Origin of the sequence: Methylobacillus draconifructus (genome assembly GCF_045984355.1) — a bacterium.
GTDB classification, from domain to species: Bacteria; Pseudomonadota; Gammaproteobacteria; order Burkholderiales; family Methylophilaceae; genus Methylobacillus; species Methylobacillus flagellatus_A.
This window is the reverse complement of sequence record NZ_JBJQII010000006.1, coordinates 130,889-142,798: the sequence shown is the minus strand read 5'-3', so window position 1 is coordinate 142,798 and position 11,910 is coordinate 130,889. Positions and strand designations below refer to the sequence as shown.

Annotated in this window: 13 protein-coding genes; 10 read left to right on the top strand and 3 right to left on the bottom strand. The window is 58.2% G+C overall.

The genetic code is table 11. The features are described from left to right. The first annotated feature begins 1 nt into the window (after position 1). The 6 genes from panB (at position 2) to ACJSDX_RS13370 (ending at position 6,008) form a co-directional block, all read left to right on the top strand. The gene (panB, locus tag ACJSDX_RS13395) at positions 2 to 790 is read left to right on the top strand and encodes a 3-methyl-2-oxobutanoate hydroxymethyltransferase (RefSeq protein ID WP_407995121.1); all 789 of its coding nucleotides are present in this window, start codon (positions 2 to 4) and stop codon (positions 788 to 790) included. 3 nt (positions 791 to 793) lie between these two features. Further along, on the top strand, positions 794 to 1,633 hold the full coding sequence (gene panC / locus ACJSDX_RS13390; RefSeq protein ID WP_407995120.1) for a pantoate--beta-alanine ligase: 840 nt from the start codon (positions 794 to 796) through the stop codon (positions 1,631 to 1,633). A gap of 210 nt (positions 1,634 to 1,843) precedes the next feature. Continuing rightward, the gene (locus ACJSDX_RS13385) at positions 1,844 to 2,359 is read left to right on the top strand and encodes an RNA polymerase sigma factor (protein ID WP_407995119.1); all 516 of its coding nucleotides are present in this window, start codon (positions 1,844 to 1,846) and stop codon (positions 2,357 to 2,359) included. Further along, a complete protein-coding gene (locus ACJSDX_RS13380) occupies positions 2,346 to 3,203 on the top strand; it encodes a FecR family protein (RefSeq protein ID WP_407995118.1) in 858 nt (285 codons plus the stop codon). Before ACJSDX_RS13385 ends, ACJSDX_RS13380 begins: the two co-directional genes overlap by 14 nt. 125 nt (positions 3,204 to 3,328) lie before the next feature. Next, positions 3,329 to 5,728: a TonB-dependent siderophore receptor gene (locus ACJSDX_RS13375; RefSeq protein ID WP_407995117.1), complete on the top strand. Its 2,400-nt coding sequence runs from the start codon at positions 3,329 to 3,331 to the stop codon at positions 5,726 to 5,728. Positions 5,729 to 5,861: 133 nt separating this feature from the next. Further along, entirely contained in the window at positions 5,862 to 6,008 is a 147-nt protein-coding gene (locus ACJSDX_RS13370) for a hypothetical protein (RefSeq protein ID WP_407995116.1), read from the top strand. A 62-nt stretch (positions 6,009 to 6,070) separates the two neighbouring features. Here ACJSDX_RS13370 and ACJSDX_RS13365 read toward each other — a convergent pair whose 3' ends face one another. From ACJSDX_RS13365 to ypfJ, 3 genes are all read right to left on the bottom strand, one after another. After that, positions 6,071 to 6,448: a type II toxin-antitoxin system PemK/MazF family toxin gene (locus ACJSDX_RS13365; protein WP_407995115.1), complete on the bottom strand. Its 378-nt coding sequence runs from the start codon at positions 6,446 to 6,448 to the stop codon at positions 6,071 to 6,073. After that, positions 6,442 to 6,696 carry an AbrB/MazE/SpoVT family DNA-binding domain-containing protein gene (locus ACJSDX_RS13360; protein ID WP_407995114.1) on the bottom strand — a complete coding sequence of 85 codons (255 nt, stop codon included), beginning with the start codon at positions 6,694 to 6,696 and terminating at the stop codon, positions 6,442 to 6,444. Before ACJSDX_RS13360 ends, ACJSDX_RS13365 begins: the two co-directional genes overlap by 7 nt. Before the next feature lie 149 nt (positions 6,697 to 6,845). Continuing rightward, a complete protein-coding gene (gene ypfJ / locus ACJSDX_RS13355) occupies positions 6,846 to 7,694 on the bottom strand; it encodes a KPN_02809 family neutral zinc metallopeptidase (RefSeq protein WP_407995113.1) in 849 nt (282 codons plus the stop codon). Positions 7,695 to 7,865: 171 nt separating this feature from the next. On the opposite strand from ypfJ, the gene ACJSDX_RS13350 reads away from it, so the two are divergent. The 4 genes from ACJSDX_RS13350 (at position 7,866) to ACJSDX_RS13335 (ending at position 11,877) form a co-directional block, all read left to right on the top strand. Next, complete coding sequence (locus ACJSDX_RS13350) at positions 7,866 to 8,390, top strand: sigma-70 family RNA polymerase sigma factor (protein ID WP_407995112.1); 525 nt, start codon at positions 7,866 to 7,868, stop codon at positions 8,388 to 8,390. Then, positions 8,387 to 9,379 carry a FecR domain-containing protein gene (locus ACJSDX_RS13345; RefSeq protein ID WP_407995111.1) on the top strand — a complete coding sequence of 331 codons (993 nt, stop codon included), beginning with the start codon at positions 8,387 to 8,389 and terminating at the stop codon, positions 9,377 to 9,379. The genes ACJSDX_RS13350 and ACJSDX_RS13345 overlap by 4 nt, the downstream gene beginning before the upstream one ends. A 93-nt stretch (positions 9,380 to 9,472) precedes the next feature. Continuing rightward, on the top strand, positions 9,473 to 10,804 hold the full coding sequence (locus ACJSDX_RS13340) for a TonB-dependent siderophore receptor (RefSeq protein ID WP_407995110.1): 1,332 nt from the start codon (positions 9,473 to 9,475) through the stop codon (positions 10,802 to 10,804). Further along, entirely contained in the window at positions 10,756 to 11,877 is a 1,122-nt protein-coding gene (locus tag ACJSDX_RS13335) for a TonB-dependent receptor (RefSeq protein ID WP_407995109.1), read from the top strand. Before ACJSDX_RS13340 ends, ACJSDX_RS13335 begins: the two co-directional genes overlap by 49 nt. Positions 11,878 to 11,910: the final 33 nt, after the last annotated feature.

Genomic DNA, 11,910 nt, shown 5'->3' with positions numbered 1-11,910 from the left:
CATGAACCTCCTGGCATTGCAACAGATGAAAGCGCGCGGCGAGAAAATCGCCGTGCTGACCAGCTATGACGCCAGCTTCGCGGCGCTCAGCGACAAGGCCGGCGTTGAGGTGCTGCTGGTCGGCGACTCGCTGGGCATGACCATGCAAGGCCACGCCAGCACCCTGCCCGTCTCGCTGCGCGATATGGAATATCACACGCGATGTGTCGCCAACGGCGTGCAGAACGCCTTCGTCGTCACCGACATGCCGTTCGGCAGCTATCAGAAAAACCCTGAACAGGCCTTTGAGAACGCCGCCCTGCTGATGGCGGCGGGCGCGCAAATGGTCAAGGTCGAGGGCGGCGCCATCATGCTGGAGACCGTGCGCTTCCTGGTGGAGCGCGGCATCCCTGTCTGCGGCCATCTCGGCCTGACGCCGCAATCCGTGCACCAGCTTGGCGGCTATCGCGTACAGGCCAAGGATGAGGCCGCAGCTCGCCGTTTGCTTGAGGACGCGAAAGCCCTGGCACAGGCAGGCGCTGGCATGCTGGTGCTGGAAATGGTGCCTGCAGCGCTTGCGGCCGCGGTGAGCCAGGCCGTGCAGATTCCCGTGATCGGCATTGGCGCGGGCAAATACTGCGACGGCCAGGTGCTGGTGTTGCAGGACATGCTGGGGATTTATGCGGGCAAGTCGCCGCGCTTCGTGCGCAACTTCATGCAAGGCGCCGGCAGCATCGAGCAAGCGATCAGCGACTATGTCGCCGCCGTGAAGGCGCAAACCTTCCCCGACACGGAACACAGCTTCGAGTAACCCATGGCGCTACAGGTAATTCCCCAGATTGCGAACTTGCGCGCGCGCCTTGCGCAGGAAGACAGCATCGCCTTCGTCCCGACCATGGGCAACCTGCATGCCGGGCATATCCACCTGGTGGAGCTTGCGCGGCAGCGTGCCGAATGCGTGGTGGCGAGCATTTTCGTCAATCCATTGCAGTTCGGCGCTAACGAGGACCTGGCGAATTACCCGCGTACATTGGCGGAAGATTGCGAAAAACTGCAGGCGGCAGGCGCGGACATCGTGTTCACGCCATCCGTCGAGGAAATGTACCCCACCGAGCAAACCATGCGCATTACCCCGCCGCCGATTGCGAACGAACTATGCGGCGCCGCGCGGCCCGGCCACTTCGACGGCGTCGCCACCGTGGTGATGAAACTGTTCAGCATCGTGCAGCCGCAGATTGCCGTGTTCGGTAAAAAGGATTTCCAGCAACTGTTCATCATTCGCGAGCTGGTGCGCCAGTTCAACCTGCCGATCGAGATCGTCGCGGGAGAGACCCAGCGGGAGCAAAGTGGCCTGGCCCTGAGCTCGCGCAACGGCTACCTGAACGACGGGCAGAAGCTGGAAGCGCAACGGCTCTACCGCACCTTGAAGCTGATCGTCGACAATGTGCAAAAAGGCAACCGCGACTATGCCGCGATCGAGGCGCAAAGCAGCCAATACCTCACCCAGCTGGGCTGGATTGTCGATTACGTCTCCATCCGCTCCGCCGCCACGCTCATGCCCGCCAGCGCGGACGACCGCGACCTAGTGGTGCTTGCCGCGGCACGGCAGGGCAACACCCGGCTGATCGACAACATCGAATTCAACATCTCCTGAAAGAGCATTTGTAAATAGCAACTATTCTCGACTAGAATCTTGCTATTTATTCCTTTTGCCTAAGAGCCGCTAACAAAATTCAGCGCAGCGATTCCGGCTAGTGTTCTGCGGCGTGCCGTACACCTAATGTAGTACGGTCGGCAGGACAACGACGCCAGAAGGATTTTTAGCGATTCTTAATCGGCAAAGGCAGCCTACCAGCACAGGATCATGTCAGACTCATCCAGCACATCGCCGTCGCTCGTTTCCTCATTGACGCGCCATTACGAGGATTTGGTGGATTACGTCCGCTACCGCTTTGGATGCAAATTGTTTGCGCGCGAGATCGTGCACAACGTCTGCGTGCACCTGCTGGAAAAACCGGCCATAGAGGCCAGGCAGCCGATTGCCCTGCTCAAGCGCATCTCGCATAACATGGCAGTCAACGAATGCCGCGCCGAGAGCGTGCGCAACCGCCTGATCGAATCCATGGCGGAATTGCCGGAAAACGTTGCCTCAGGCACGCCGGACCACGCCGCCAGGCTGGATGCCCAGCGCCAGGTGGACCTATTGGCTCGCGCGATCGAAGCGCTGCCGCCGCGCTGCAAGCAAGTGTTCATCATGCACAAAATTCATGACATCCCCCAGAGCGAGGTCGCCCTCCGGCTCGGCATTTCGGTCAAGATGGTCGAACGCCACACCCGCCTGGGACTGGCTGCCTGCAAGCAATATCTTGGACGCGATTGAAGCCATGCAGCAGCGCACGCCGCCTCCCAATAAGGAGAAAACCAACACGGAAGAGGCCATCGCCCAGCACCGCGACACCCTGAAAGAGCTTTTCCCGCTGCCGGAAATCAAGAAGCCGCGCAAGAAGAAAACCGCCGCGAACGCAACACTGCTGCTCGCCATGATCGCCGCAGGCTTGCTCTGGCTGGACCCGGCCTACAGGAGCGAACAGCATGCTACCGTCATCGGGCAGCGTGCCGACATTGCGCTGGCGGACGGCAGCAAGCTCACGCTCAATACCGATACGCAACTTGAGGTTTCCTGGCACCTGCGCTCGCGCCGCGTGGCATTGCACCAGGGCCAGGCACTGTTCTCCGTCGCCAAGGCCACCTACCGGTCATTCACCGTGGCGGCGGGCAAGGCCGACATCAAGGTGGTCGGCACCGTGTTCGACGTCTACCGTCAGCAAGACCATGTGACGGTGACAGTGGAAGAAGGCAAGGTGCAGGTCACCAGCAAGGCGGCCAGCGGCTATATGCGTACCATGCTCACCGCCAACCAGCAGGCCACCATATCTGCGGATGGCGCATTGCAGCCGGCGCGCGACGTCAACCCCGCCAGCAGCCTCGCCTGGCGCGACGGCAAACTGGTATTCGAGCAAACACCGCTCAGCCAGGCCATCGCCGAAATCCAGCGCTACCGTCGTGGACCCATCCATCTGCAAGCGCCGGCGCTAGGCACTTTGAGATTCTCCGGCGTGTTCGCCATCGACAATACAGACAAGCTGCTGCAATTGCTGCCGGATATCCTGCCGGTCAACGTAGAAGAACAGGAAGACGGCAGCCTGCTGATTAGCAAAAAATAAGCAGTCAAACCACTCAAAGAAAAAATAATCAAAAAAATTCTCATTCCCAGGTTGGGGCAAACCTCCTGCCAAACGGCTAACTCCCTGTAGGTCATCAGAATCGTTTATAGAAGGGGAGTTTTACCGTGTCACATCACTACGCACTCAGGCAGGCCGCCATTGCCATCAGCCTGTTATTTGCCGCATCCATCCAGGCCGACACCGGCAAGCTGGCGTTCGATATCCCGGCAGAGCCGCTGGAACAGGCCGTCAACCGCATCGCCAAGCAAGCCGACGTGCAGGTGCTGCTCGCCAGCAGCCTCGCCAGCGGCAAGAGCAGCCCGACCCTCAAGGGCCAATACACAGCGCGCGAAGCGCTGGAAAAACTGCTGGCCGGCTCCGGCCTGACCATCCAGGACAAGGGCGGCAACAGCTTCATCATCACGGCGGCGCCGCAAAAAGAATCCGTGCTGCCGGAGGTCGCCGTCAAAACGGCGGCAGAACGCAACCTGACCACGGAAGGCACCGGCTCTTACGCAGCCAAGGGCGCCAGCCTCATGAAGGGCACGCAGTCGCTCAAGGATATCCCGCAGTCCGTCACTGTCATGACGCGCCAGCAAATGGACGACCAGCGACTGGATACGTTGACTACTGCGCTGGCCAACACGCCGGGCATTACGCTGGTCACCCGCCCCAACGGCGGCAGCGACATCTACTCGCGCGGATTCCTGACAGACACGCTGCAATACGACGGCGTACCGCTATCGCGCTATCACAGCTTTGGAAATGATTTGTCCGCCAGTGCAGTACACCTTGACCGCATCGAAGTGATGCGTGGCGCGCAAGGACTGTTGGAGGGAGCGGGCAGCCCAGCGGGCGCCGTCAACTTGGTGCGCAAGCGCGGCCTTGCAGAAACCGCTGTTATGCTCGAAGGGCGCGCCGGTTCTTGGGACAATTACGGCGCACGCCTGGATATGGGCGGCGCGCTGAACGCAGAAGGCACACTCCGAGGCCGCGCCGTCATCGACTACGAAGACAAGAATTCCTTCCTCGATACGGTGTGGGACCGCAACCTGAATGCCTATGCCGCCATCGATTTCGACCTGTCGCCTGATACCACTATCGGCCTTGGCATCGCGCACTCCCGCCTGGACGGCAACAGCGCGCTCTATAACGGCGTACCCCGCTATGCGGACGGACACTCTCTCGGACTTTCCCGCTCCGCCAATATCGGTGCAAGCTGGCAGGAGGCCAACCGCCGTGAAACGCAGGTATTCCTGGACTTGGAGCACCGTATTAACGATAACTGGAAAATCAAGGCTGCAACCGCTTTCGCCCAGGACGATTGGGAGGCCATCACATCGAAAGGCAATGGCATCGTGGCACTGGGCGGCAGCATGGTTCCCGGCCCTGGGTTTACTTATGACAATGCATCCAACAGCAAAGGCCTGGATATCCACGCGGATGGCAAGTTCCAAGCACTGGGGATGGCGCATGAAGTGGTGTTGGGCGCCAACTACTCGCGGCAAAAGCGGGATGACAGTTATTCCCAATATTGGAATTACACCGCCTACGACGTGTTCAACCCTAACCACAACGCCCCGCGCTTCAACACGCCCAGCGATATCTGGGACCAGACATCGACCACGACCCAAAAAGGCATTTATGCCTTGCTACGCAGCCATTTGACCGAGCACACCACTTTGGTATTGGGAGGCAGGACCAACTGGTACGACTTCCATTCGCATGGCTCGAGCAGAATCGATGGCTACGAAGAGACCACCGAACGCAAGGAAACCGGGGAATTCATTCCATATGGCGGCCTGGTGTATGCGTTGACGCCGCAATGGTCGGCCTATGCCAGCTACGCAGAGATTTTCAACCCGCAAAGCGCCACCGACACCCTGCGGAAAGTGCTGCCGCCGATGACGGGCAAATCCTACGAGGCCGGAATCAAGGGAGAACTGTTCGACGGCGCGTTGAATGCCTCGCTGGCGGTGTTCCGCGTCGACCAGAAAAATCGCGCAGTGCTGGATTACAGTTCACCGATGACATGCAACGGGTGGTATTGCTCCCGTGCCGCAGGCGAAGTACGTAGCGAGGGTTTCGAGGCTGAAGCGCACGGGCAATTGGCACCAGGCCTGCAAGTCAGCGGCGGCTATACCTACACCAAGAACAAATACCTGGAAGATACCGACGAAAGCCTGGTCGGCAAGCCGTTCAACTACCTGATTCCCAAGCATATGCTGCGCCTGTGGTCGAACTACCAGCTGCCTGGCGAGTTGAACAAGTGGCGCGTCGGCCTTGGCGTCAATTACCGTAGCGAGCAGAAAACCAGCAGCGACACCATGCTCAACCCGGTACAAGGCGGCTATGCGATATGGAATGCACGCATCGGCTATGACATTGACAAGCACTGGTCGGCGGCATTGAACGTCGACAACCTCTTAGACAAACGCTACTACTCCTTCATTTCGGACAATTACTTCTACAGCTACGCAGGCGAGCCGCGCAAAGTGCTGCTGACGCTGCGCTGGCAATATTAATACCCTTCATGACAGGCGCATCTCAAGGGATGCGCCGCCCAAGCCCCTTCCTCAAGATTTACCTGGATTAACAACCAAGCCACACCTGAGCATCTACAATTTGGAGTACCGCAATCGCATTAAAGGAACGAGCATGTTACGCAAAAGCTTTCTGTTGATCGTCATTTCCGCCTTGCTGCTGGGCGGCTGCTGCGGCTTCGGCCCGCATGGCGGCCATGGCGGAGGCCCAGGCAACTCCGAGCGAGGACAGGGCGGCGACAGGCCCGCGCCTGGACGTTGAGCGACTTGTCACAAAGAGAAAGCCAGCAATTGCCGGCTTTCTTAACAACCAGCGAAAACGTATCAAGCCAGTTGCACGATCTGGTTCAGCAAGGCCAACGCTTCGGCAAAGCGGGCATCATCGACCCGTTTCATCGGATGGGGCGTGCCGCCGCGTAACCGCCAGTCGAAGGATTTAGGCTGGTGACACAGTACATAGCTGGGTTGCCCGGCTTTGCGTCCACTGGCTACACCGACTTGCACAGCGAAAGGATTGTCGGCGTTGTAGTCCGCTGTCGTCATGGGCAGGCCGATGACCAATGAGGTGCGCTGGTTGAAGGCCTTGGGCGACAATACGAGAAAAGGATGCACATCGCGCATTTCCTGCCCGCGCTGCGGGTTGCAGTCGATCCAGATCACATCCTGGCGATCAGGCGCCCAGCTTTTTTCCGGCTTCACCATCGCTCGGCGCCAAGCCTGTCATCAGCGGACATGGTTTCGCCGCCATGGCGTTCGGGGTCGAAGCGGGCCAGCCGTTGCTCCAGGGTCAAGGCTTCGCCGCGCAACGGCGTGATGATGATGCGTTCTCCCTCCACCGCAATATGCACACGCTGGTCAGCATGCAGATGCGCAGCACGGGCCACTGCTGCGGGTAGGCGCACGCCGAGATTGTTGCCCCAGTGCTTGATGTCAAGAACTGTTTCGCTCATGTCGATCTCCGAATATACGTTTAAACAAAGTATAGACATTATCGCTTGTGTCGACAAGCATATTCTGGTGATGGAGGCACAGATCATTACGCGTGACTAGAAGTTAGGCATGCGCCATGAAAAGGTTGGTCACTGCCGGCTTTTCTACATCATCCCTTGCTGAAAGTATCGCAGGCTTCCACCTTGCCGTTCTTGTAGCCGGTATTGAACCATTGCATGCGCTGAGCGCTGCTGCCGTGGGTGAAGCTTTCCGGCACCACGTAGCCCTGCCCGCGCTTTTGCAGGTTGTCGTCGCCGATCTGCGCGGCCGCATTCAACGCAGATTCGATATCCCCGGCTTCCACGAGGCGGTACTGCGCATCGGCATGGTGCGCCCATACCCCTGCCAGGCAATCGGCCTGCAGTTCCTGCAGCACGGAAAGCTGGTTGGCTTCCGCCTTGCTCGCACGGGAGCGCAGTTGATCCACCTTGGGCAGCACGCCGAGCAGGTTCTGTACATGGTGCCCGACCTCGTGGGCGATCACGTAGGCCCGCGCGAACTCGCCCGGCGCGCCCAGCTGCCTTTCCAGCGTGTCATAGAAGCCGAGGTCGATATAGACGGTGCGGTCGAGGGAGCAATAGAACGGCCCCATGGCGCTCTGCCCCACGCCGCAACCGGTCTGCGTGGTATTGGTGCTGCCGCCGAACAGCACCAGCCTGGGTTCCTGGTAGGTGCGGCCCGCCTCGCTGAACAGCTTGCCCCATACGTCCTCGGTGTTCGCCAGCACCGCGGAAACGAACATGGCCTGCTTGTCGTCCGCGGGCGGCGCCGCGCCTTGTTGTTGCGTTGCCGGCGCATTGGCGCCATCGAGCAGGCCGAGGATGGTCAGCGGGTTCACGCCGAATATCCAGCCCGCCACCAACGCCACGACTACGGCGCCCAGGCCGAGGCCACCTTTGCCGCCACGCCCGCGCCTGTCTTCCACATTGCCTGAACGCCTTAATCCATCCCACTTCATGTTCGATCTCCCGTTGAACGCCTGCGACTGGCATTGCCGCAATCTAGCATTTTTACAACGATAGGGTAGCACTTGGCCGGCCTGTCGGCAGCAAATCATATTGCCATTGTGGAATACCACCGAATCCTACTAAAATGAGAATCGTTATCATAACATTCCGGCCTGACGTTCATGTCCGCTCCTCCTGAGTCATCCATCATCACCGATTTGTATTCCGCCCATCACGGCTGGTTGTCCAACTGGCTGAACAAGAAACTCGGTTGCCCGCACAATGCTGCGGATATCGCCCAGGATGCATTCGTACGGCTGCTGTTGAAGCATGAAGCGCTGCAAGGACTGGCTACGCCGCGCGCCTACCTGGTGCGCATCGCCAAGGGGCTGCTGGTCGACCAATGGCGCCGCCAGGAACTGGAGAGGCACTACCTGCAAGCCCTGCAACAGCATGAAACGCACACATCAGGTTCGCAGGAGCTGCAACACATGATCGTCGAGACCCTGCTGGAAATCGACGCCATGCTGAACCGCCTCAATCCCAAGGCCAGGCAGGCGTTCCTGCTTGCCCAGATCGACGGGCTGACATACCGTGAAATCGCGACGCAGCTCGATGTCTCGGAACGCATGGTGAAAAAATACATGGCCGCCGCGATGATGCATTGCCTGCTGCTGCGGCGCGAACTCAACGAGGCGCGCGCATGAGCAATGCGAGCAAGAGCGAAGGCGACCTTCTCGCCCTGCAGCAGGCGGCGGAATGGTTCGCCGTATTGCGCGACGAGCATGCGCACGCGCAAGACCGCACCGCGTGGCAGGCATGGCTGGATGCGAGCCCCTTGCACCGGCAGGCCTGGCAGGAAGTCGAGGCGATCCATACGCCTTTCGAGCAATTGTCCAATATTGCGGACAAGCAGGCTTCGCACAACGCGCTGAACCAGCCGCGGACCAGGCGGCAGGCGCTCAAGCTGCTCGGCATCGGCGGCATGGCGTTTGTCGGCGGCATGCTGATCAAGCGTTACAGCCCATGGCAGGATTGGGCCACCACCCTGACAGCGCATGCCGAAACCCACAGCACGATCGCAGGCAAGACCGGCATGGTGGCGCTTGCCGATGGCGGCAAGCTCTGGCTCAATACCCGCACCCAGGCCAAGGTGGAATACGGCTTCAGCCTGCGCCGCATCACCCTGCTCGCGGGAGAAGTCCTCGTGCAATCCGCGCCGGACAGCCAGGAACCGGCTCGCCCGCTCGTCGTGGACAGCCGGCACGGCCGCCTCACCGCGCTGGGCACCCGCTTCACTGTACAGCAACAGGCGGACCATACCTTGCTCGCCGTCTACCAGGGCGCCGTGGCGATCACCCGCCAGCACGGCAAGCCCGTCGTCATCGAGGCTGGCTGGCAGACACGCTTCGACGCACGGCGTATCGCCCATCCCGAACCGGCCTCGCCTGCGCGCGAAGCCTGGACACGCGGCATCCTCATCGCCGACAACCGCAGGCTGGACGACTTCATCGCCGAACTCGGCGACTATTACCCGGGCAAGCTCAGCGTCGCAGCCGAAGTGGCGCACCTGCGGCTGATGGGCGCCTATCCATTCAATGACGTGCCGCAAGTGCTCAACGCGATCACCGACACCCTGCCGGTGAGGCTTGAGCGCACCGCTCCTGGCGAGATGGCGCTGGTGTCCGCACGCTAGGAAAAAATTTCATCCCCGAGGTTCCCTTTTCCACGTTTGCTTCGGTTTAGGGATGAAGCGTTTTATTTTCAACTTCTTCATCAGGGAACCTCAATGCATCATCAGATTTCAATCAAGCCGCTCAGGCAACACCTGCGCGCAGCCATCCTCGCCGTTTCCATCGGCAGCGTTGCAGCCATGCCCGCCTTCGCGGCAGAGCCCAATGCGGCGCTACATGAATACCATATCCCGGCCGGTCCGTTGAGCCAGGTACTAAGTCGCTTTGCAGCGGAGGCTGGCATCCTGCTTTCAGCGGACGCCGCTCTGGCCGACGGCAAGGCCAGTCCAGGACTGAACGGACAATACAGCATAGAAAATGGCTTTGAAATATTGTTAAAAGATTCCGGCCTAGTTGTGCATAGGCATGGACAGAAACGCTATTCCATCACGGCAAAACCTGAGCAAGGTAACGCGCTACCTGAAGTTGAAGTAAAAACACGTACCGATAGCCTTGCCTTCTCGGAGGAATACTCAGGCGGACAAGTGGCACGTGTTGGGAATGTCGGACTGCTAGGAAACAAAGACTTCATGGAAACGCCTTTTTCCACTATCAGCTATACAGAAGAGGCAATTGCAAACCGACAGTCCGGTAATGTCATGAACATCATTTCCCAGACCGATCCATCGGTCAACATCATAGGTAGTGCTGAAAATTCAGGATATTATTTGCGCACCTCATTGCGTGGGTTCAGTACAACCAGCGCCTCTTATGGGTTCAACGGCTTATATGGTTTGGGCTCTTATCAAAGTTCGTTCACATCGGCTTTTGCGGAGCGTGTGGAGGTGTTAAAAGGGCCATCAGCACTACTCAACGGCATGTTGACTGACGGTTCCGTGGGCGGTGCCATCAACATAGTGACAAAAAGAGCCGCAGATGCACCTCTAACACGCCTGACTGCCGGCTATGAGTCAGACTCTATCTGGAAAACCCATCTAGACGTTGGACGTCGTTTCGGTGAAAACAATGAATGGGGCGTACGATTCAATGCCATCAAAGAACAAGGCGACGCGACGACTAAGTACAAGGAACGAAACAACGATGCTTATGCGTTAGCGCTGGATTATCGCGGAGATCGTCTGCGTCTGTCGGCAGATATCTTTCAATATAAAACGCATATTACTGGGGACAATGGCTCCATCACTCTAGCAAACACCACCACTAAAGTTCCCTCTGCCCCACAGCATGGCAGGCTTATTGGCGGTGAACCTTGGGCATCCATGGACGACAAAAATACGGGCGGTATGTTCAAAGCAGAGTTTGATCTGACCAAAAAAACCAGCGCCTGGATCAGCGCCGGATACAACCGCTCTAATCCCGATCAAATCGGGGTTGCGGGGTGGATGATATTGACCCCGCGGGAAACTATACAATCACACGCGCAGTAAGGTTCAATTTTAAGTACAAATCACAAGCCGCCGATGCCGGACTACGCCATGCGTTCCAAACTGGCAGCATCAAACATGAAATCGTCCTGAATGCGAATACGTCTACAAGAAAACGATACGACCCGGCAGGAGGCTGGCGTCAATACATCTCTCTTAGCGGTACAGGCAATATTTACGATCCGTCTTATACCGCACGACCACAAAACATTCCGAGCGCAGATGGATATGTCAAGGCGGAAGAAAACAAACTCCAAAGTTTCGGCATTGCCGATACATTACATTTTCTAGATGACTCAGTGCTACTTACACTGGGGCTACGACGCCAAAGCGTAGAGCAGGTATTCAGTGATTATCATAAAACCGTCACTACGCCAGCCGTGGGTCTGCTATTCAAGGTTAATGAGCGGGTCTCGCTGTATGGTAACTACATTGAGGGCCTAAGTGCCGGCTCCACTGCGCCAACGACAGCCGCCAATGCTGGCGAGGTGTTTGAGCCATACCAGACAAAGCAGGTGGAAGCGGGCGTCAAGCTGGATTTGAACGGATTTGCCACCACCATCGCCGCCTTTCAGATCAAGCAGCCCAGCGCCTACACCGATCCCACCACGAACATTTATAGCGTGGATGGCGAGCAGCGCAACCAAGGGCTGGAGTTAAACTTCTTTGGCGAACAACAACGCAACCTGCGCGTTCTGGGAGGTATGACCTGGATGCAAGGCAAGCTAATGGAGACCAGCGGCGGTATTAACGAGGGCAAAACAGCAGTAGAAGTACCCAAGCTCGTTGCCAAGCTAGGCGTAGAATATGACATCACTTCAGTGCCCGGACTGACATTGACTGCCAACGCCATCCACACTGGTAAACAATACATCAATCAAGCCAATACCCTATCTGTGCCAAGCTGGCGGCGCTACGACTTGGGTGCACGATACGTAACCCGGATCGGCGACAAGCCAGTCACGCTTCGTGCCAGCGTGTTTAACATTACCGACAAAGTGTACTGGATGGGGCAACTTTATCGCGGGGTCAGCGATCCGCGCACTGTGCAACTATCGGCCACAATCGATTTCTAATGCATCAGCTTTTCGCTTCAATTATTTATCGGT